The 20,926-nt window shown below is 71.0% G+C and carries 19 protein-coding genes; 12 read left to right on the top strand and 7 right to left on the bottom strand.

The genetic code is table 11. The features are described 5' to 3' along the window. Entirely contained in the window at positions 1–2,667 is a 2,667-nt protein-coding gene (locus tag ACQP0U_RS31365) for a DNA polymerase III subunit gamma and tau (protein ID WP_433314147.1), read from the top strand. Then, entirely contained in the window at positions 2,664–2,978 is a 315-nt protein-coding gene (locus tag ACQP0U_RS31360) for a hypothetical protein (RefSeq protein WP_433314144.1), read from the top strand. Before ACQP0U_RS31365 ends, ACQP0U_RS31360 begins: the two co-directional genes overlap by 4 nt. A gap of 61 nt (positions 2,979–3,039) precedes the next feature. Here the strand turns inward: ACQP0U_RS31360 and ACQP0U_RS31355 are convergent, their stop codons facing one another. After that, positions 3,040–3,711 carry a DUF998 domain-containing protein gene (locus ACQP0U_RS31355; protein WP_433314142.1) on the bottom strand — a complete coding sequence of 224 codons (672 nt, stop codon included), beginning with the start codon at positions 3,709–3,711 and terminating at the stop codon, positions 3,040–3,042. A gap of 201 nt (positions 3,712–3,912) precedes the next feature. Here ACQP0U_RS31355 and ACQP0U_RS31350 point away from each other — a divergent pair, with 201 nt between their 5' ends. The 7 genes from ACQP0U_RS31350 (at position 3,913) to ACQP0U_RS31320 (ending at position 10,968) form a co-directional block, all read left to right on the top strand. Then, the gene (locus tag ACQP0U_RS31350; RefSeq protein ID WP_007466279.1) at positions 3,913–4,221 is read left to right on the top strand and encodes a YbaB/EbfC family nucleoid-associated protein; all 309 of its coding nucleotides are present in this window, start codon (positions 3,913–3,915) and stop codon (positions 4,219–4,221) included. Between the two features lie 8 nt (positions 4,222–4,229). Then, positions 4,230–4,823 (top strand): recombination mediator RecR, encoded by a 594-nt coding sequence (gene recR, locus ACQP0U_RS31345; RefSeq protein WP_433314139.1) that lies wholly within the window; start codon positions 4,230–4,232, stop codon positions 4,821–4,823. A 313-nt stretch (positions 4,824–5,136) separates the two neighbouring features. Continuing rightward, positions 5,137–6,798: an ABC transporter substrate-binding protein gene (locus ACQP0U_RS31340; protein ID WP_433314138.1), complete on the top strand. Its 1,662-nt coding sequence runs from the start codon at positions 5,137–5,139 to the stop codon at positions 6,796–6,798. A gap of 85 nt (positions 6,799–6,883) precedes the next feature. Beyond that, positions 6,884–7,888: an ABC transporter permease gene (locus ACQP0U_RS31335; RefSeq protein ID WP_124776655.1), complete on the top strand. Its 1,005-nt coding sequence runs from the start codon at positions 6,884–6,886 to the stop codon at positions 7,886–7,888. Then, positions 7,885–8,847: an ABC transporter permease gene (locus ACQP0U_RS31330; RefSeq protein ID WP_433314136.1), complete on the top strand. Its 963-nt coding sequence runs from the start codon at positions 7,885–7,887 to the stop codon at positions 8,845–8,847. Before ACQP0U_RS31335 ends, ACQP0U_RS31330 begins: the two co-directional genes overlap by 4 nt. A 7-nt stretch (positions 8,848–8,854) precedes the next feature. Continuing rightward, complete coding sequence (locus ACQP0U_RS31325; RefSeq protein ID WP_433314133.1) at positions 8,855–9,868, top strand: ABC transporter ATP-binding protein; 1,014 nt, start codon at positions 8,855–8,857, stop codon at positions 9,866–9,868. Continuing rightward, positions 9,865–10,968 carry an ABC transporter ATP-binding protein gene (locus ACQP0U_RS31320; protein ID WP_433314131.1) on the top strand — a complete coding sequence of 368 codons (1,104 nt, stop codon included), beginning with the start codon at positions 9,865–9,867 and terminating at the stop codon, positions 10,966–10,968. Before ACQP0U_RS31325 ends, ACQP0U_RS31320 begins: the two co-directional genes overlap by 4 nt. A gap of 24 nt (positions 10,969–10,992) precedes the next feature. Here ACQP0U_RS31320 and ACQP0U_RS31315 read toward each other — a convergent pair whose 3' ends face one another. Then, positions 10,993–11,361: a hypothetical protein gene (locus tag ACQP0U_RS31315; RefSeq protein WP_366635240.1), complete on the bottom strand. Its 369-nt coding sequence runs from the start codon at positions 11,359–11,361 to the stop codon at positions 10,993–10,995. Further along, a complete protein-coding gene (locus tag ACQP0U_RS31310) occupies positions 11,358–12,014 on the bottom strand; it encodes an HNH endonuclease family protein (protein ID WP_433314129.1) in 657 nt (218 codons plus the stop codon). The genes ACQP0U_RS31315 and ACQP0U_RS31310 overlap by 4 nt, the downstream gene beginning before the upstream one ends. Before the next feature lie 107 nt (positions 12,015–12,121). Here ACQP0U_RS31310 and ACQP0U_RS31305 point away from each other — a divergent pair, with 107 nt between their 5' ends. Continuing rightward, on the top strand, positions 12,122–13,624 hold the full coding sequence (locus tag ACQP0U_RS31305) for an MFS transporter (RefSeq protein WP_433314126.1): 1,503 nt from the start codon (positions 12,122–12,124) through the stop codon (positions 13,622–13,624). Positions 13,625–13,662: 38 nt separating this feature from the next. Here ACQP0U_RS31305 and leuA read toward each other — a convergent pair whose 3' ends face one another. Further along, on the bottom strand, positions 13,663–15,414 hold the full coding sequence (gene leuA / locus ACQP0U_RS31300) for a 2-isopropylmalate synthase (protein ID WP_433314124.1): 1,752 nt from the start codon (positions 15,412–15,414) through the stop codon (positions 13,663–13,665). A gap of 237 nt (positions 15,415–15,651) precedes the next feature. Continuing rightward, a complete protein-coding gene (locus tag ACQP0U_RS31295; RefSeq protein WP_433314122.1) occupies positions 15,652–16,923 on the bottom strand; it encodes an MFS transporter in 1,272 nt (423 codons plus the stop codon). A 69-nt stretch (positions 16,924–16,992) separates the two neighbouring features. On the opposite strand from ACQP0U_RS31295, the gene ACQP0U_RS31290 reads away from it, so the two are divergent. Continuing rightward, positions 16,993–17,985, top strand: coding sequence for an ArsR family transcriptional regulator (locus ACQP0U_RS31290; RefSeq protein WP_433314119.1), 993 nt, complete (start codon positions 16,993–16,995; stop codon positions 17,983–17,985). A gap of 13 nt (positions 17,986–17,998) precedes the next feature. Here the strand turns inward: ACQP0U_RS31290 and ACQP0U_RS31285 are convergent, their stop codons facing one another. Both ACQP0U_RS31285 and ACQP0U_RS31280 read right to left on the bottom strand, forming a co-directional pair. Continuing rightward, positions 17,999–18,529, bottom strand: a complete 531-nt coding sequence (locus ACQP0U_RS31285) for a nitroreductase family protein (RefSeq protein ID WP_433314117.1) — start codon at positions 18,527–18,529, stop codon at positions 17,999–18,001. Positions 18,530–18,613: 84 nt separating this feature from the next. Next, positions 18,614–19,402, bottom strand: coding sequence for a hypothetical protein (locus ACQP0U_RS31280; protein WP_433314114.1), 789 nt, complete (start codon positions 19,400–19,402; stop codon positions 18,614–18,616). 258 nt (positions 19,403–19,660) lie between these two features. Between ACQP0U_RS31280 and ACQP0U_RS31275 the strand changes: the two genes are divergently transcribed. Then, on the top strand, positions 19,661–20,926 hold the full coding sequence (locus ACQP0U_RS31275; RefSeq protein ID WP_030489892.1) for an aspartate kinase: 1,266 nt from the start codon (positions 19,661–19,663) through the stop codon (positions 20,924–20,926).

The following is a 20,926-nucleotide window of genomic DNA, read 5'->3' as shown; positions in this document are numbered from 1 at the left end:
GTGACGCTGGCGCTCTACCGCAAGTACCGGCCGCGTACCTTCGCTGAGGTCATCGGTCAGGAGCACGTGACCGAGCCGTTGTCGCAGGCGCTGCGCAGCGGACGGCTCAACCACGCCTACCTCTTCTCCGGCCCGCGCGGCTGCGGCAAGACCACCAGCGCCCGGATCATGGCCCGCTCGCTCAACTGTGAGCAGGGCCCCACCCCCGAGCCGTGCGGCAAGTGTGCGTCCTGCCGCTCGCTGTCGACCGACGGTGCCGGCTCCATCGACGTGATCGAGATCGACGCGGCCAGCCACGGTGGCGTCGACGACGCCCGCGAGCTGCGCGAACGCGCCTTCTTCGCGCCGGCCAACAGCCGCTTCAAGATCTACATCATCGACGAGGCGCACATGGTCTCGACCCAGGGCTTCAACGCCCTGCTCAAGCTGGTCGAGGAGCCCCCGGAGTACGTCAAGTTCATCTTCGCCACCACCGAGCCGGAGAAGGTCCTCGGCACGATCCGGTCGCGTACCCACCACTACCCGTTCCGGCTGTTCCCGCCGAAGGTGGTCCGCCCGTACCTGGAGCAGCTCTGCGAGGCGGAGGGGGTCACCGTCGAGCCGGCGGTCTTTCCGCTGGTGGTTCGCGCCGGTGGCGGCAGCATGCGGGACAGCCTCTCCGTGCTCGACCAGCTCATCGCCGGCGCCGGTTCGGAGGGGGTCAGCTACGGCCGGGCCGTCGCGCTGCTCGGGGTCACCGACTCGGCGCTGATCGACGAGATGTGCGACGCGCTGGCCGCCGGGGACGGCGCCGCCGCGTACGCCACGGTCGACCGGGTCGCCGAGGCCGGGCACGACATGCGCCGGTTCGCCTCCGACCTGCTGGAACGGCTGCGCGACCTGATCGTGATCCAGCAGGTGCCGGACGCCGCCGCGAAGGGCCTGATCGACGGCCCGGCCGACCAGATCGAACGGATGGCCGCCCAGGCTTCGCAGCTCGGCTCGGCCACGCTCTCCCGCTGCGCCGACATCGTGCACAACGGGCTGGTGGAGATGCGCGGCACCACAGCGCCCCGCCTGCTGCTGGAGCTGATCTGCGCCCGGATGCTGCTGCCCGGCGTGGACGACTCCACCGGCGGTCTCCTCCAGCGCCTCGAGCGGATGGAACGTCGTCTCACCCTGGGCGGCACCGACGCGCCGTCGGCCGCCGCCGGCTCCGCGCCAACCAACCACCCAGGGGTACGCCCACAGCCAGCCACCCCGGTCCCGGCTGCCGCCACCCCGACACCGGCGAACGCCCCGACCTCCGCACCGCCGTGGGCTGTCGACCCGGCAGCGTCCCCGACCCGGAGCGTTGCGGCCTCGGGCGCCACCGCCCCGGCTGCTGCGGTCACCGGGGTGTCTGCCTCGCCCGCTCCGACCTCCGGTGCACCTGCCTCGCACGTCTCGGCGGCCGACTCGCCGATCCCGACGTCCCCCGGTGCGTCGACCGGGCCGGCACCCGCTGACCAGGCCGTACCCGTCTCGCCCGCCGGGCCGGCCCCGCGTCGCGTGGTGCCACCGTCGGCGGTGCTGCCCGACCCGGCCACGCCCGCGCCGCCCCGACCCGGGGCGCCGGCCGCCGCGCTGGACGCGGTCGCGGTCCGCCGCGTCTGGCCCGACGTGGTCGGCAAGGTCAACCGGACCAACAAGCGGATCGCCGCCCTGATGCGCGACGCGGTCGTCCGCGAACTCGACGGCGACATGCTGGTGCTGACTGTGAAGTCCACAGTGCTGGCCAAGATGATGGCCGACCACGCGGCGGTGCTCACCGACGCGCTCTACGAGGAGTTGGGCGGGCGCTGGCAGATCCGGTGCGAGGTGGCCGGCGAGCGCGGAGGCGTGTCGCTGTCCAGCCAACCGCGTACGCAACCCACCGCACCGGCCCGACCCGCCGCGACGCCAGCCCCGTCGGACACCCCGCCCGCCGAGACGAACGCCGCGACCGCGGCTGCCGCCGCCAGCCCGACGAGCGCGCCGCCAGCCGCACCCGGCTCGAACCCCGCGCCCGGCTCGAACCCCGCGCCCGGCTCGAACCCCGCGCCCGGCTCGAACCCCGCGCCCGGCTCGAACCCCGCACCCGGCTCGAACGCAGCACCTGGCTCGAACGTCGCGCCCGGCACGAACGCCTCCGCCGGTCCGGCGAGCGCGCTGCCGACCTCGGCGACTCCGACCGGCGCCGCCGGCACGGCCTCGCGTGGCGGTGTCGGCGCGGGTTCCGGTGGTCACGGTGCCGGTCGGCAGGGCGTGGCGCCGTCCGCCCCGGCGGCGGACGACGAGGGTGACTGGCCGGAGGCGGCCCGACCTGGCGGCGGTGCCCCGCCGCCGAGGCGACGGATGACGAGGACTGGCCGGAGGCCGCCCGACCCGGCGGCGCGTCGGCCGGCACGAACGGCAGCGCCACGAGCGGCAGCGCCACCAACGGCAGCGCCGCCAACGGGAGCGGCACGAGCGGCAGCGCCACGAACGGGAGCGGCACCAACGGCAGAAGCGCCAACGGGAGCGGCACCGACGGCGGTGGCGCGAACGGCACCGGACCAGGCGGTTCGGGCGGCCCCGGGGCGGCGGCCGGTGGCGGTAAGCCGGGCGGGCGGGGTAACTCGACGCCTGCGGCCCGGCAGCCGGCGACAGCCGGTGGCGCACCGGTGAGCAGCGCCATCGCCGCGGCTCGCGCGGCGGCGGCGGGGCGCGGTGCGCGTACCGGAGCGGCAGCCCGGCCCGTCGCGGACGCCGAGTGGGCGGGCGAGCCGCCCTACGACCCGGACTTCGACGGCCCGGCGCGGGCCGGCGGCGCGGCACCGGCGGCGGCCCCGGCCTATGAGGGGTTCGATCCGGGCGACGAGCCGTTGGACGAGATCATCGATGAGAAGACGGCGCGAGAGTCGAGCGAGGAGCAGGCGGTACGACTGCTCCGCGAAACCTTCGGCGCCGAGAAGATCAACGAGATCGACGCCCGCTGAACCCCGGCCCCCGACTCGGCGATCTTGCGGTTTCGGTCGCCGTCCTGCGCAGAACGCCCCCTTATGTCGAGGCAGAAAGTGCAAGATCGCGCAGGGGAGGGGGTTCGGCCAGTAGGACGCCCAGGGCGCAGGCCCAGAGGGGGAACGGGAGCACCGCCACCCGTTCCATGCCGCCTACCCCGATGCCGAGGCCCTGCTGGGCGGCGAACAGTGTCGTGCCGATCAGCGCGACCAGGCCGGCGGTGAGGGTCAGCCGTCTCCACCTGCCGAGCGTCGTGCTGTGTGGTGCGAAGCCGGCGAGGAGCAGGCCGACGTTGCCCATCCCCATGATCAGGAAAGCGCCGAGGACGTGCAGGTTCTCGTCGACGTCCGCCGGGTAGAGGGCCGCCAGGGCGTATCCGCTGGTGGCCAGCAGCAGAAGCGTCTGGGCCGAGCGCACCACAGCGCCACGACCGAGGACGCGCCAGGTCAGCAGGAGCCCGATGGCGAGCAGCGCGGCGGTGGCCAGTGTCGCGGTGTTCATCAGTGGGTGCCATGGCGAGCAGACGTGGCGGGGTCGGGTGGTGTCCCAGATCCCGCAGTGGGCGTTGCCGAGGTCGCTGATGTTGTGGGTGGCCCAGCTGTAGGTCGGCTCGCGCCACCGCAGCCCGGTGATCAGGCTGGCGACGAGGAAGAGGGGCGCGGCCGCGAGCCAGCACAGCGCGCCGACCCGGCCTGTGCGGGTGAGATTCATGCCACGAGCACACCAGTGCGACCGCCCTGGGCGCACTACCAGCAGATGGCCGGTTCGGGGTAGTGGTAGCCGTACCCGAAGGCTCGGCGCGGACGGACGAACCGGGCGGGGCGAGGTCGGTCCCAGCGGATAGGCTGAGCGGCGGTCGAGCAGACGAGTGTGAGAAGGAGCCATCCCGTGCGCCCAGGTGGACAGCCGAACATGCAGCAGATGCTGAAGCAGGCGCAGAAGATGCAGCAGCAGATCGCCGCCGCCCAGGCCGAGCTGGCCGAGGCCGAGCTGACCGGCACCGCCGGTGGCGGGCTGGTCACCGCGACCGTCTCCGGCTCCGGTGAGCTGAAGGCCATCAAGATCGACCCGAAGGCCGTCGACCCGGACGACGTGGAGACGCTTGAGGATCTGGTCGTCGCGGCCGTGCACAACGCCGCCGAGGCGGCCCGGGAGCTGACCGAGCGCAAGATGGGCCCGGTTGCCGGCGGCATGGGCGGCCTCGGCCTGCCCGGTTTCTGAGCCGGCAGATGTACGAAGGTGCCATCCAGGATCTGATCGACGAGCTGGGTCGGCTGCCGGGCGTGGGTCCGAAGAGCGCTCAGCGGATCGCGTTCCATGTCCTCTCGGCGGATCCGGCCGACGTCAACCGGCTGGCCGGCGCGCTGCGCAAGGTCAAGGAGCTGGTGCGGTTCTGCACGACCTGTTACAACGTGGCCGAGTCCGAGCAGTGCCGGATCTGCCGCGACCCGCGCCGCACCGACGAGGTGCTGTGCGTGGTGGAGGAGCCCAAGGACGTGGTGGCCGTCGAGCGGACGGGTGAGTTCCGCGGCCGCTACCACGTGCTGGGCGGCGCGATCAATCCGCTGGAGGGGATCGGCCCGGACAATCTGCGCATCCGGGAGCTGCTGATCCGGCTCGGTGGTGGTGGGGTGCGGGAGTTGATCCTGGCCACGGATCCGAACACCGAGGGCGAGGCGACCGCCACCTACCTGGCGTTGATGGTGAAGCCGATGGGCATCTCGGTGACCCGGCTGGCCAGCGGGCTGCCGGTCGGCGGCGATCTGGAGTACGCCGACGAGATCACCCTCGGTCGGGCCTTCGAGGGGCGTCGCTCGGTCTGATCCCCTGACGTACGGCCGGTGGCCGGCACCCGCGTGGGTGCCGGCCACCGCTGCGTCTCTGCCCGGAAATGATCTGACACCTGTGCCCCCATCGGGGCTGTTCGACGTAACAGTTTGGCATCGCGGATGCAGATTGATCGGTTTTCGCCGCTGTTTGCCTACGAATCGAATGTCAAGCGGCGGTTGAGGCACGATCCGATACCAACCATCCACCCAACGGTTTCCGGCTGGACGCATCGGGAGCTATGGTCACCGCCATCGGTGACCCCTGTCACCACGTTGTCCGTACCCCCAAGGACGAGGTGAAGCACACATGCGTGCACCCAGGCCGAAGGTCGCCATCGCGGCCATCGCGGTCGCGGCCCTCGCGGTAGCAGGCTGCGCCGAGAGCAACCGTGACGACAAATCCGGTGGTAGCAAGAAGGACACCCTCGTCTTCGGCGTCGCCGGAGACCCGAAGGTGCTCGACCCGAGCTTCGCCAGCGACGGCGAGTCGCTGCGCGTGGCGCGTCAGGTCTTCGAGACCCTGGTCCGTCCGGAGGAGGGTGGCACGAAGGTCACCCCCGGTCTGGCCGAGACCTGGACTCCGGACGCCGCCGGCACCACCTGGACCTTCAAGCTCCGCTCGGGCGTGAAGTTCCACGACGGCACCGACTTCAACGCCGAGGCCGTCTGCGCCAACTTTGACCGCTGGTACAACGCCAAGGGCCTCATGCAGAGCCCGGACGTGACCGCGTACTGGCAGGACGTCATGGGCGGCTTCGCCAAGAACGAGAACGCGGACCTCCCGCCGAGTCTCTTCAAGTCGTGCGCCGCCAAGGACGCCACCACTGTGGACCTGTCCTTCACCCGGGTCTCCAGCAAGATCCCGGCCGCGCTGATGCTCCCCTCGTTCTCCATCCACAGCCCGAAGGCGCTGCAGGAGTTCGACGCGAGCAACGTCGCGGGCACCGCCGAGGACATCAAGTACCCGGCGTACGCGACGGAGCACCCGACCGGCACCGGCCCGTTCAAGTTCAAGGCCTGGGACGTCGCGAACAAGACGCTGACCCTTGAGCGCAACGAGGACTACTCGGGCACCAAGGCCAAGCTGAAGACCCTCATCTTCAAGACGATCTCGGACGAGAACGCCCGCAAGCAGGCGCTGCGCTCCGGTGACATCCAGGGCTACGACCTGGTCGGCCCGGCCGACGTCGACCCGCTGAAGAGCGAGGGCTTCAACGTCCTCACCCGCCCGGCGTTCAACGTGCTCTACCTGGCGATCAACCAGAAGGGCAACCCGAAGCTCGCCGACATCCGTGTCCGCCAGGCCATCGCGTACGCCCTGAACCGTCAGCAGCTGGTCACCTCCAAGCTGCCGCCGGGTGCCAAGGTCGCCGACAACTTCATGCCGGACACCGTCGAGGGCTGGAACGGTGACGTCACGAAGTACACCTACGACCCGGCCAAGGCGAAGGCGCTGCTGGCCGAGGCCGGCGCGTCGAACCTGACGCTGAAGTTCCACTACCCGACCGAGGTCACCCGGCCGTACATGCCGAACCCGAAGGACATCTTCGAGTTGCTCTCGGCGGACCTGAAGGCCGTTGGCATCACCGTCGAGGCGATCCCGCTGAAGTGGAGCCCGGACTACCTGAACGCCACCACCTCGGGTAGCAAGCACGACATCCACTTCCTCGGCTGGACCGGCGACTACGGCGACGCCTACAACTTCATCGGCACCTTCTTCGACCGGCCGAAGGACGAGTGGGGCTTCAACAACAAGGCCCTGTTCGACCAGTTCAAGGACGCCGACGGCACCGCCGACATCGCGGCCCGGACCGAGAAGTACAAGGCCCTGAACAAGTCCGTGATGGACTTCCTGCCCGGTGTGCCGATCTCGCACTCGCCGCCGGCGATCGTGTTCGGCAAGGACGTGACCGGCGTCAAGGCGAGCCCGCTCACCGATGAGCGGTACGCGACCGCCGAGTTCAAGTAAGTCCTGATCTGACGCAGCAAGGAACGCGGGCGGGCGCTGTCGCACAGCGCTCGCCCGCAACCCTCCGCACCCCTTCGAGGCCGCCGTGTTCCGGTTCATCGTCAGGCGCCTGCTTCAGCTGATACCCACGCTGTTCGGGCTCTCCCTCCTGCTCTTCATCTGGCTCCGCCGGCTTCCCGGCGGCCCCGAGACCGCCATTCTCGGCGAGCGCGGCACGCCCGAGATGCGTGCCGCGATCCGCCGCAACATGGGGCTCGACGAGCCCATCCTGGTGCAGTACGGCCGTTTCGTACGGCGGATGATCAAGCTCGACCTGGGCACCTCGACCTCCACCAAGCGGGCGGTCACCACGGAGTTCATCGAGCGCTTCCCCGGCACCGTCGAACTGACCATCACCGCGATGATCATCGCGATCGGTGTGGGCATCCCGCTGGGCTACCTGGCCGCCCGTCGTCGCGGCCGTTTCCTGGACCACGCGTCCGTGGGCGGCTCGCTGATCGGCATCTGCATCCCGGTCTTCTTCCTGGGCTACGTGCTCAAAGCGATCTTCTCGGAGAACCTGCACTGGTTCCCGTCCAGCGGACGGCAGGATCCGACGCTCGGGGCTACCCGGGTCACCAACTTCTTCGTCCTGGACGGGCTGATGACCCGTGAGTGGGACGCCGCGGCCGACGCCCTCTGGCATCTGGTGCTACCCAGCATCGCGCTGGCCAGCATCCCGCTGGCGATCATCGTCCGGATCACCCGGGCGAGCGTGCTGGAGGTGCTGAACGAGGACTTCGTTCGGACCGCCGAGGCGAAGGGCCTGACCGAGCAGACGGTTCGTCGCCGGCACGTCCTGCGCAACGCCATGCTGCCGGTGGCCACCTCGATCGGTCTGCTCGCGGGCGGCCTGCTCTCCGGCGCGGTGCTGACCGAGACCGTCTTCGCCTTCAGCGGCATCGGAGCGTTCGTCGCCGAGGCCATCGGCCAACGCGACTATCCGGTGCTGATGGGCTTCATCCTGATCATCGCGGTGGTGTACGTGCTGGTGAACCTCCTGGTCGATCTCTCCTACAGCTTCATCGACCCGAGGGTGAGGGTGCGATGACACTCAGCCCGGGCAAGAAGCGCGAAAAGATCGACCGACTCTCCGAGTTGGCCGCCCGTGACGACGAGCGGGGTGTCAGCCTCTGGCAGGAGGCGTTCCGCCGGCTGCGCGGTAACCCGGCCGCGATCGTCGGCGCGGTCATCCTGGCGATCTTCGTGCTGGTCGCGGTGGTCGGCCCGTTCCTCGTGCCGTACGCCGCGACGGACACGATCGGCATCCGGGAAGGGCTGATCAAGCCGGGTGTCATCCCCGGCCCGACCGGTGAGCACTGGTTCGGTTACGACCACCAGGGCCGTGACGAGTTCAGCCGGATGATCGTGGGCGCCCGCCAGACCCTGCTGGTCGGCGTGGTCTCCACCCTGATCGGTCTGGCGATCGGCGCGCTGATCGGTGGCGTCTCCGGCGCTGCGGCCGGTCTCGGTGGCCGCTGGGGGCGGTGGATCGACACGACCCTGATGCGCTTCATCGACATGCTGCTCGCGATGCCGAGCCTGCTGCTGGCCGTGAGTATCGCCGCCCTGCTCGGGGCCAGCCTGACCACTGTGATGATCGCGGTCGGCGTGGTCTCGGTGCCGGTGTTCGCCCGGCTGCTGCGCGGCTCGATGATCTCCCAGGCCAACAGCGACTACGTGCTGGCGGCGACCTCGCTCGGCGTCAAGAAGTCGAAGATCGCGCTGACCCACGTGGTGCCGAACTCGCTCGCCCCGGTGATCGTGCAGGCCACGTTGACCCTGGCCACCGCGATCATCGAGGCCGCGGCGCTCTCCTTCCTCGGCCTCGGCAACCCGGACACGGCCGTACCGGAGTGGGGTGTCATGCTCGCCGACGCGCAGCAGTACCTCGGCATCCGGCCGTCGCTGGCGATCTACCCGGCGGTCGCGATCATCATCACCGCGCTCGGCTTCACCCTGCTCGGTGAGGCGATGCGTGAGGCCCTCGACCCGAAGCTGCGGAAGTAGGCCCCCAATGGCACTGCTCGAAGTTGAAGATCTCTCCGTCACGTTCGCCCGCCGTGGTCAGCGGGCCGTGCACGCGGTCGACGGGGTGTCCTTCTCGGTCGACGCCGGTGAGGTGGTCGGCCTGGTCGGCGAGTCCGGCTGCGGCAAGAGCGTCACCTCGCTCGCGATCATGGGCCTGTTGCCCAAGCAGCCCGGCCTGCGGGTCGGCGGCAAGGCCGTCTTCGACGGCACCGACCTGCTCCAGCTCGACGACCGGTCGCGGCGGGACATCCGGGGCCGCGACATCGCGATGATCTTCCAGGACCCGCTCTCCTCGCTGAACCCGGTGATCCCGATCGGGTTGCAGGTGACCGAGGTGCTCACCCGGCACCGGGGCATGAAGGGCGAGACCGCGGCGAAAGAGGCGGCGGCGCTGCTGGACCGGGTCGGCATCCCCGACCCGAAGCGGCGGCTCAAGGAGTACCCGCACCAACTCTCCGGTGGGATGCGCCAGCGTGCGCTCATCGCGATGGCGGTGGCCTGCCAGCCTCGGCTGCTGATCGCCGACGAGCCGACCACCGCGCTGGACGTCACCATCCAGGCCCAGATCCTGGAGCTGCTCAAGGAACTGGTCCGGGACTCCGGCACCGCGCTGCTGATGATCACGCACGATCTGGGTGTGGTCGCCGGCATGTGCGACACCGTCAACGTGCTCTACGGCGGCCGGGTGGTGGAGACGGCCCGCCGTCGTCCGCTGTTCCGCCAGCCGCGTCACCCGTACACAGTGGGTCTGCTCGGCTCGGTGCCGCGCCTGGACGCCGGGCGGGGCGAGAAGCTCAACCCGATCCCCGGCTCGGTCCGCGACCTCCTGCCCTGGCCGGACGGTTGCGCCTTCGCCCCGCGCTGCGCCCGACGGACCGACGAGTGTGTGGGTGAGCCGCCGGAGCTGGTGCACGCGCACGACGGACGGAGCTACCGGTGCGTCAACCCGGAGCCGGTGCCGGGCATGGTGCCCGCCCCGCGCGAGGAGGAAACAGCGTGAGCGAGAACGACATCCTCGTCGAGGTGCGCGACCTGAAGGTGCACTTCCCGATCAAGCGGGGGGTGCTCTTCGACCGGGTGGTCGGCCAGGTGAAGGCCGTCGACGGGGTCGACCTGAGCATCGCGCGGGGCAAGACGTACGGCCTGGTGGGTGAGTCCGGCTGCGGCAAGTCCACGTTGGGTCGGGCGCTGCTCCAGCTCACCCCGCCGACCGCCGGCGAGGTCAGCTTCGACGGCGTCGAGCTGACCACGCTGGCGTCCGGCAAGCTGCGCAGCATGCGTCGCCGGATGCAGATGATCTTCCAGGACCCGATGTCCAGCCTCGACCCCCGGCAGAACGTCGAGTCGATCCTGACCGAGGGCCTGCAGACCCACGGGATCGGCACCGACCGCACCGATCGTCGACGGATCATCGGCGAGACCCTGGACGCCGTCGGGCTGCCGCGCTGGGCGCTGTCCCGCTACCCGCACGAGTTCTCCGGCGGGCAGCGGCAGCGCATCGGCATCGCCCGCGCGCTGGTGCTCGGGCCGGAGCTGATCGTCGCCGACGAGCCGGTCTCGGCACTCGACGTGTCAATCCAGGCCCAGGTGGTCAACCTGCTGGACGAACTCCAGGACAGCCTGGGGCTGACCTACCTGGTGATCGCGCACGACCTCGCGGTGGTCCGGCACATCTCCGACACGGTGGGCGTCATGTACCTGGGGGCGCTTGTCGAGGAGGCGCCGAGCGACAGGCTCTACACCGAGCCGCTGCACCCGTACACGCGGGCGCTGATGTCGGCGGTGCCGGTGCCGGACCCGGACGTGGAGGACCGCCGGGAGCGCATCCTGCTCGCCGGTGACCTGCCGTCGCCGGCCAACCCGCCGTCCGGCTGCCGCTTCCACACGCGCTGCCCGTGGGCGCAGCCCACCCGCTGCGCCGACGAGCGACCCGTGCTGCGGGAGATCGGTGCCAGCCGGGTGGCCTGCCACTTCGCCGAGCAGATCGCCAGCGGCGAACTGCGCCCGCACGGGGTCAGCGCGCAGATCGTCCGACCTGAGGGCGAGGGGGACGCGCCGGGCGTGGTCTCCGCGCCCACCGAGCCCGGTTCGTACGTCTGAGACTGGACGCGGTGCCGGCTGTCGTCAGCCCTCGGGGCGGTTCAGCAGCCCCACCGCGACGCCGTGCACCGCGTCCAGCCCAGCCGGGTCGGCCAGCGTGACCGACGTGCCGGTCACCGCGTACCACTCGTCCGCATCCTTGTACTGCACCCGCACGGTGACCTTGCCGTCCGCGTACTCGGTGCGCAGCGTCAGGTCGCCGGTGACGACGCCGACCTCGTCGGTCATCACGCCGCCGGGGCCGGGAACGATGTCGGTGGTGCGGCTCTGCGGGCCGGCCGCACCGCCCGAATCCGCGACCATGCCGGCACCCGGCACGGCGGCGGGGGTCTCGGCGGTGCCGTCCGCGGTCATGCCGGCGGCGGACGGGCCGCTCTCCCCGGCGGCGGTCACGAATCACTCCCCACTGAACAGCCCTCCAACATGTCGGTCAGGGCGGCCTTCTCGGCGCTTGTCACGGTCAGCCGCCAGTGGTGCTTGACCGTCACCCAGTCCTGGGCGTATTTGCACCAGTACGATCGGTTTGCCGGCTTCCACTGGGACGGGTCCTGGTCACCCTTTGCCCGGTTCGAGGAGGCGGAAACCGCGAAGAGCTGCGGACGGGTGGTGTCGTTGGCGAAATCGCCACGCTTCGCGTTGTCCCACTCGTCGGCACCCGAGCGCCACGCGTTGGCCAACGGCACCATGTGGTCGATGTCCACGTCGGAGGGATCCGAGAAGCTGCGCCCGTCGTACACGCTCTCCCAGCGCCCACCGACCACGTTGCAGCCGGAGAGCTTCACGTCCTTGCCGTCGCGCTGGAGGATGCTGTCCCGGACATCGCAGTTCTTGCCGGTGTCCCGCCAGTGCGGGAAACGCTCCCGGCTGTAGCCCTTCATCGAGCCGGCGGTAGCGACGGTGAGCTGGCTCAGCTGCTCCGCGGCGTTGCCGCCGTCGCTCGGCGGCGGTGTGGTCGGCTCATCCTGCGGGACGCAACCGGCCACGCCGAGCGCCAGCGCCGCGGCAAGCGCGGCCACCGCCGCTCGCGGTCCTGATCTGGTACGCACAGACGACACCTCTCCAGCTTGGGGGCTCCCGGCGATTGCGCACAGTACCCGGGCACGGTTTCGGCGTTTCGTGGCGTCTCCCACATGATGCAAGGCAGATTGGTGGGATGACCGCACCCGTACCGGCGTCCGCCCTCCGGATGGGCACCACCGCCGGCCGGGGCACGCTCCTCGCCGCCGTACTCGCCTCTGGCATGGTCTTCCTCGACAGCACTGTCGTCAACGTGGCGCTGCCGAAGCTCGGGCAGGATCTCGGCGCTAACGTGGCCGATCTCCAGTGGACCATCAACGGCTATCTGCTGATGCTGGCCGCGTTCGTGCTGCTCGGCGGTGCGCTCGGGGACCGCTTCGGCAGACGGCGCATCTTCCTCATCGGCGTGGTGTGGTTCACCGCCGCCTCCGTGCTGTGCGGGCTAGCCCAGGGCACCGGTTGGCTGATCGGTGCCCGGTTCCTCCAGGGCGCCGGTGGCGCGCTGCTCACACCCGGGTCGCTGTCGGTGCTCCAGGCGAGTTTCCACCCCGACGACCGGGGTCGCGCGATCGGCGCCTGGGCCGGGCTGTCCGGGGTGTCCACCGCGCTGGGCCCGTTCATCGGGGGCTGGCTCATCGACGCGCTCTCCTGGCGCTGGATCTTCTTCCTCAACCTGCCGATCGCCGTGCTGGTGCTGCTGGCCGCCCTGCGCTGGGTGCCGGAGAGCCGGGACGAGAGCGCCTCCCGGACCCGGGGACAGGGCCGGACCCGACGGCGGTTCGACGTCGCCGGAGCCCTGCTCGGAGCGCTCGCGCTCGCTGGCGTCACCTACGCCCTGATCGACGCGCCGGCACGCGGGTTCGACTCCGCCGAGGTGCTGATCGCGGCAGTGGTCGGGGTGCTCGCCGCGGTGGCCTTCGTCCTGCTGGAGCGGCGGCGTGGCGACGCCGCGATGCTGCCCACCGGGCTGTTCAGCAGCCGGCTCTTCTCGGTGCTGAACCTCTTCACAGTGGTCGTCTACGCGGCCCTCGGCGGCTTCACCTTCTTCTTCGCCGTCTACCTGCAGAACGTGGTCGAGTGGTCGGCCTTCCGCACCGGCATCGCGCTGCTGCCGATGACACTGCTGCTGTTGGTCGGGTCCGCACGGGCCGGCGCGCTGTCGGCGCGGATCGGCCCACGGCTGCCGCTCGCCATCGGACCGGTCGTCGCGGCGGTCGGTCTGCTGCTGCTGCGCGGCGTCGGGCCGGGCGCGTCGTACTGGCGGGACGTGCTGCCCGGGGTGCTGCTCTTCGGCATCGGGCTGACCCTGGTGGTGGCACCGCTGACCGCGTCGGTGCTGGCCGCCGTGCAGGACCGGTTCTCCGGGGTGGCGAGCGGCTTCAACAACGCCGCGTCCCGGGCCGGCGGCCTGCTCGCGGTGGCCGCGCTGCCGCTGCTCGTCGGGCTCTCCGGCGGCGGGTACGAGCAGAAGGACGAGCTGACCGACGCGTTCCGGGGGGCGATGGAGTGGTGCGCCGGGCTGCTCGTGGCCGGCGCGGTGCTGGCCCTCGTGCTGGTCCACCGACCGCCCCGGGAAGCCCCGCCGTCCCAGCCCTGCCATTCGCTGCCCGCTGCCACACCGCCGGCCCGGCCGAAGTGAGGGGAGGGCCCCCGAGCGGGGCCCTCCCTCACCGACAGCTAGCGGCGTGCGCGGTTGACAGCGCTGGTGACCGCCTTGATCGACGCGGTGACGATGTTGGCGTCGGTGCCGACACCCCAGACCGTCTTACCGTCCACCTCACACTCCACGTACGCGGCGGCCTGCGCGTCACCACCGGAGGAGAGCGCGTGCTCGTGGTAGTCGAGCACCCGCACGCCCACCCCGACCGACTGGAGCGCGTTGACGTACGCGTCGATCGGGCCGTTGCCGACCGCGGCCAGGGACCGCTGCTCGCCGCCCACACCGACCTGGGCCTCGATCTCGACCTTGCCGTCCGCCGTGCCGATCGTGTAGCCGGCCAGCCGGACCGCCGGGTCGGGCTGGTGGTCGAGCAGGTAGTGCGTCGCGAAGATCTCCCACATGGCGGCCGGGTCGACCTCGCCGCCGTCGTGGTCGGTGACCTGCTGCACCACTCCGGAGAACTCGATCTGGAGCCGGCGCGGCAGGTCCAGTTGGTGCTCGCTCTTCATGATGTACGCGACGCCGCCCTTGCCGGACTGCGAGTTGACCCGGATGACCGCCTCGTAGGTGCGGCCCAGGTCCTTCGGGTCGATCGGGAGGTACGGCACCGCCCAGGTGTGCTCGTCAACAGGTACGCCGGCCGCCTTCGCGTCGGCGGTGAGGGCGTCGAAGCCCTTCTTGATGGCGTCCTGGTGGGAGCCGGAGAAGGCGGTGTAGACCAGGTCACCGGCGTACGGGTGGCGCTCGTGCACAGGCAGCTGGTTGCAGTACTCGACGGCTCGCCGGATCTCGTCGATGTTCGAGAAGTCGATCATCGGGTCGATGCCCTGGGAGAAGATGTTGAGCCCCAGGGTCACCAGGTCGACGTTGCCGGTGCGCTCGCCGTTGCCGAACAGGCAGCCCTCGATCCGGTCCGCGCCGGCCAGCAGGCCCAACTCGGCGGCTGCCACGCCGGTGCCGCGGTCGTTGTGCGGGTGCAGGCTCAGCACCACGCTGTCCCGACGCGGCAGGTGCCGGTGCATCCACTCGATCGAGTCGGCGTACACGTTGGGGGTGGCCATCTCGACGGTGGCCGGCAGGTTGATGATCAGCGGCCGGTCGGGGGTCGGGTCGATCACGTCGATCACCCGGGAGCAGACCTCCAGGGCGTACTCCAGCTCGGTGCCCGTGTAGGACTCCGGCGAGTACTCGTAGAAGATCTCCGTGTCCGGGGTGTGGATCTCCGCGTACTTCTGGCAGAGCCGCGCCCCGGTGGTGGCGATGTCGGCGATGCCGTCCCGGTCCAGGCCGAAGACCACCCGCCGCTGGAGGGTGGAGGTCGAGTTGTAGAAGTGCACGATGGCCCGCTTCGCGCCGCGCAGCGACTCGAACGTCCGGTCGATCAGGTGCTCCCGGCACTGCGTGAGCACCTGGATGGTGACGTCGTCCGGGATCATGTCGTCTTCGATGAGCTGCCGGACGAAGTCGAAGTCGGTCTGGCTGGCCGACGGGAAGCCGACCTCGATCTCCTTGTAGCCCATCTGGACCAGCAGCTGGAACATCCGGCGCTTGCGCTCCGGCGACATCGGATCGATCAGGGCCTGGTTGCCGTCACGGAGATCCACAGCGCACCAGCGGGGGGCGGCCTCGACGGTGCGGGTGGGCCAGGTGCGGTCCGGCAGCTCGACCCGGAACTGCTCCCGGTACGGCTGGTAGCGGTGGTACGGCATCCGGCTGGGGCGCTGCCGGGCGATCGGATCGGTCTCGGCGTCGGGGACAGGTTGAGCCATCTCAGAGTGCTCCCTGGAACATGTGGCGTCAGCAGATCGGAAGGTGTCGGCGAAGTGCCGGGCGACGGTGCGCGGCGGTGCCGAGAAGAAACTCGGATGTGCTGGACGGCGCGATGCGACTCCGCGACGAGGTGCCGGCCGGTCAGGCCTCGTCGCGGCGGCTAAGGAGGAGCAGCGCCTGCCACATGACCAGGTCACCCTACGTGATGGAACGGGGGGTGGAAAGACAGGTCCGGACTATGGGACCGATGTCATCGTCGGCTCCGGGGCCTGGGAACCCAGCCTCGGGGTCCGTTCGGCCCAGGCCACCGCGGGCACGATCGCCACTCCGACCAGCACGAAGATCGCTGCCGTCGGTAACCAACCCCAGCCGCCGGTGGTCACACCGAGCGCGGTCAATCCCGCCGGGGCGATCATGTACTGCACCTGCTCGCCGAGCCGCAGCGCCCCCACGTACGCGCCGCGCTGATCGTCCGGCGGGAGGGTGGCGGTGAGCCCCCAGGTGCCCGCCGACTCGATCAGCTCGGCCAGGATCAGCAACATCGCGGCGGCCACCAGCACCACGACGGTGAGCACGCCCCGGGTGAGCCCGGAGATCGGCAGAACCAGACAGAACAGGGCAATCAGCAGGGCACCCCGGCGGGAGGCCCGTGCCGCGCCCGCGGCGGTGTCCGCGCCCCGGCTGACGCGTACCTGGAGCAGCACGATCAGGACCGTGTTGAGCAGCACCAGAGCGGCGATCACCGTCTTCGGGGCGTCGGTGTGGGTGAGGATCCAGAGCGGCATGACCGTCAGGTAGAGCACCCCGTGCGCGGTGAGCAGCCCGGACAGCACTGACACCGCCATGAACGGCCGGTCCCGGAGCACGGCGAGCCGACCCATCGGCTCCGCCGGCCGGGTTACCTGTGGCAGCCGGGGCAGTCGCCGCACGAAGAGGGCCGTCACCAGGATCACCGCCGCGATGAACCAGACCATCCCCCGGTACACCGCCATCGTGTCCACCGCCAGCACCAGGCCGCTGATCACCGCGCCGAGCCCGAACCCGACGTTCAGCGACGACCGCTGGTACGCCATCGCAGTGACCCGTTCGGCCGGCGGCAGCGCGTTGATCGAGTAGACCTGGCGGGCCACGCCGGTCGACGCGTCCACCGCCGCCAACGCCACCACCACGGCGAGGAAGCCGGCGAAGCCGCCCACGAACGGGTACGACGCGAAGAGCGCGGCGTCCAGCACCAACCCGACCACCCAGACCCGCTGCGGTCCGTACCGGTCGGTGAGCCCACCCAGCGGCACCGTGCCCAGCAGCGACACCCCCGCCGCGATGGACAGCCCCAGCCCCACCTGAGCGGCGCTGAGCCCGAGCGCCCGGGTGAAGAAGACGGCGCTGCCAGCGTGGAACAGTCCGCTGCCGACGGCGTAGACCATCGCCTGCACGGCCAGCGCGCGGGTCAACCCGGCCGGCGGGACGACGTCTCGGATGGCGGTGCGGATGGTTTCTCTGGTCCCCATGAGCGGAGTGAAGCGGGCCCCCATCGTTCCGGTCGAATCTTTTAGGCTGGGCCGAATCCTGCTCCGGGGGTGCGTGTGTCCGAGTTGCGGTTCAACGTGGCCGACGTTGCGGGAGTGCGGCTCGCCGTGTCGCCGGTCAACGAGACGGTCATGAGCATGTGGGCGCTGGCCAACCCGGTCCGCTACGCGGTGCACCTGCCCTGGATCGACCGGGCCCGGGTGACGTTGCGTCGTCCCGAGGTGGCCGACCGGGTCCGACCCCTGGTGGGGTTGGTCGTGCCGGGTCGCTGGCTACCCGACTTCCTCACCCCGGCGGCCCGACCGAACGTGGAGATGGCCGAGCAGCTCGACCAGATCGCCGCGACGCCGCCGGCCGTGGTGGTCCAGGACCTGCTGGCGACCACCTGGCAACGACCGCTGAGCCCGTTCGGCCGGGCGCTGCTCGCCGACCCCGGTGAGCTGCTGCCGCAGGTCGTCGACGCGATGCGGGTCTGGTACGACGAGGCGATCGCCCCGGACTGGCCGCGGATGCGGGCGCTGCTCGACGCCGACGTGGCGTACCGGGCCACCCAACTCGCCGAGAGCGGTGCCGGTCGGTTCTTCGAGCAGCTCCACCCGAGCCTGCGCTGGCACGGCGACCGGGTGATCAGCGACGACACGTTCGAGCGGGACTTCGACCTCCGCGGGCGTGGGCTGGCGCTGAACCCGACGGTGTTCACCGAACGGCACGTGCTGTGGAACCTGCTGGAGGATTCACTGCCGGCCGGGGCGTACCCGGTTCGTGCCGTCGGGACGCTCTGGGAGGCGACCGCGCCGCCGCCCGGCGACCCACTGGCACGGGTGATCGGCCCGGGGCGAGCCGCGCTGCTGCACCTGCTCGAGACGGCGCTGACCACCACCGACCTGGCCCGACTCACACGGATGTCCGCCGGGAACGTCTCCCAGCACCTGGCCGCGCTGCACCGTGCCGGCCTGGTGTCCCGGTCCCGTGAGGGTCGGCACGTGCGCTATCGCAACACCGATGCCGCGGCTGTCCTTCTCAGGGCCAGCCGGGGCGGGTGACCCCGGCGCTCGATCAGCGCAGCAGCAGGTCGGCAACCGGACGGCGGCGACGCAGGCCGGTCTCCCGGGCACGCAGCTCGGGCGGGAGGGCGAACGGGTCACCGAGGCGGCCGACGGCGGCGACCACCATCGGGCGTACGCCGCCGGGCAGGTCGAGTTCGGTGCGGAGTCCGGCCCGGTCGAACCGGGTGAGCTGGTGGACGTGCAGGCCGAGCGCGGTGGCCTGAACGGTCAGGTGGGCGATCGCCTGCCCCAGGTCGTACGCGGCCCGCTCGGTGTCGAGGCCGGTGTGGGCGCCGACCACCAGGGTCGCGGCGTGCCGGATCCAGATCTGGTCGTCGACCGGGAGGCTGATCAGGATCCGTTTCCAGGTCTCGTCGTCCCGGTGGCCGAGGGCGAAGCGCCAGGGCTGCCCGTTGTCCGCCGACGGGGCCCAGCGCGCGGCCTCGAGCAGTGAGGCGGACTCCTCCGTGGTCAGCTCGGCGCTCGGGTCGAAGGCTCGTGGACTCCAGCGGTAGGCGAGCAGCGGGGTGAGGTCGGCCATACGACGGATCGTCCTGTATGGGTGATTCGCCCCTCGGTGCGGGGTAGCCGAATGTGGGCAAGAGCACCCGTAACGGGACGAAGATCAGGACGTTCCCGCGCCCGGGCTCTCCGACGGGTCCGGGGTCGGAGGCGCCGCGGTGTCGAGCGGCTCCCGATCGACCACCACCGGGCCGGCGAGCTGCACCGTGGCGGGTGCCGGGCCGGGTGGCGCGGCCAGCCTCAGCGTCCCGGCCCCGGTCCGGACACCTGTCGGTGTGCCGTCCGGGTCGTAGCAGTAGATGCCCACATCCAGCGGGGCGTTGAGCGACGCCGAGGTGGAGTCCACCGAGTAGCAGGCGCCGGTGACGCCCTCGGGCGCCTTGGCCGGGGCGACCGCCAGGGGAGCGCGTCGGTCGGTGAGCACGTCCAGCCAGTCGGTGAGCGGGTGCTGGACCCGGGGGTCCGACCGGCGGGGAATCGTGTCGTCGCGCTCACCCAGGCGTACGCAGCTCGCCGACTCGGCATGGCCGGCCGACGGCAGGGCGCACTGGAACAACCCGTCGGCCGTGTTGGCCATCGAGACATCGGCGGTGCCGCCCAACGCGCCACCCGGCACGTCGACCCGCCAGCTACCGTCGTTCGCGCTGGTGAAGACGATTGTGCGATCGAGTTCGCCCGCCTGGCTGAACACGTACTGGGCCACCAGGTGACGATCCTGAGCCGCAGCGGCCAGCGCGGCCAGCTCATCCCGCGCGGCGTCCACCTCGACCGGCCCCGGATCGGCGGGCGGTGGAGCCGGAGGCTGCTCACTGGTGCAGGCGGCCAGGAGCGTCGGCAGGACGAGGACGAGCGGCCCGAGCACGCGGCCGGCCGAGCGGATGAGGACGGGCACCGGCCCATTCTGGTGGGTGCGGGCGGTTGGTGGGTGCCGACGCGTACCAGGCTCGTCCCGGCGTGTCGGGCGGGTCGTCTCCGCGTACCGCCCGACCTGGTGGGAGCGGCCCGGCCGGCCCCGGGCGGGCCGGATGGTGGGATCACCTGACCCGGCGTCGTTACCCGCCGGATACCCTCAAGGGGTCTGACACGCGCCGCCGGCCCCGGTTCCGGCGGCGTCGGCACGCTCAGGGTCGCTGGGAGGGAGTGCACCGTCGTGGCACTCGTGGTGCAGAAGTACGGCGGGTCCTCCGTCGCCAACGCGGAGCGGATCAAGCGGGTGGCCGAGCGCATCGTCGCCGCCCGCAAGGCCGGCGACGACGTGGTGGTGGTGGTCTCCGCGATGGGCGACACCACCGACGAGCTGCTCGACCTGGCCAACCAGGTCAGCCCGCTGCCGCCGGGCCGCGAGCTGGACATGCTGCTCACCGCCGGGGAGCGGATCTCCATGGCCCTGCTGGCCATGGCCATCCACAACCTGGGGTACGAAGCCCGCTCGTTCACCGGTTCGCAGGCCGGCGTGATCACCACCTCGGTGCACGGCCGCGCACGGATCATCGACGTCACCCCCGGGCGGCTCAAGGGCGCGCTCGACGAGGGGTCGGTGGTCATCGTGGCCGGCTTCCAGGGCGTCTCGCAGGACACCAAGGACGTCACCACGCTGGGCCGCGGTGGTTCGGACACCACCGCCGTGGCGCTCGCCGCCGCCCTGCACGCCGACGTCTGCGAGATCTACACCGACGTGGACGGCATCTTCACCGCCGACCCGCGGATCGTGCCCAACGCCCGGCACATCCAGCACATCACCTACGAGGAGATGCTGGAGCTGGCCGCGTGCGGCGCGAAGGTGCTGCACCTGCGTAGCGTGGAGTACGCCCGGCGGGCGGGGTTGCCGATCCACGTCCGTTCGTCATACTCGACCAACACCGGCACGATGGTCACCGGATCGATGGAGGACCTTTCCGTGGAGCAGGCACTGATCACCGGGGTCGCGCACGACCGCAGCGAGGCCAAGATCACGATCGTCGGGGTGCCCGACGAGCCGGGAGCCGCCGCGCGGATCTTCGACACCGTCGCCGGCGCCGAGATCAACATCGACATGATCGTGCAGAACGTCTCCACCGAGGGCACCGGCCGGACGGACATCTCGTTCACCCTGCCCAAGGCCGACGGCCCCACCGCGATGGCGGCGCTCAGCAAGATCCAGGAGCCGGTCAAGTTCAAGGGCCTGCTCTACGACGACCACGTCGGCAAGGTCTCGCTGATCGGCGCGGGCATGCGCTCGCACCCCGGTGTGGCGGCCGGCTTCTTCGCCGCGCTCGGCGCGGCCGGGGTCAACATCGAGATGATCTCCACCTCCGAGATCCGGGTCTCCGTGGTCTGCCGGGACACCGACCTCGACGCCGCCGTCCGCGCCATCCACGACGCGTTCGAGCTGGGCGGCGACACCGAAGCCGTGGTCTACGCGGGGACGGGTAGGTAG

This window comes from Micromonospora sp. CA-269861, assembly GCF_050948505.1.
Taxonomy (GTDB): Bacteria; Actinomycetota; Actinomycetes; order Mycobacteriales; family Micromonosporaceae; genus Micromonospora.
Note: the sequence above shows the minus strand (reverse complement) of the source record. Positions and strands in the feature narration are given on the sequence as shown.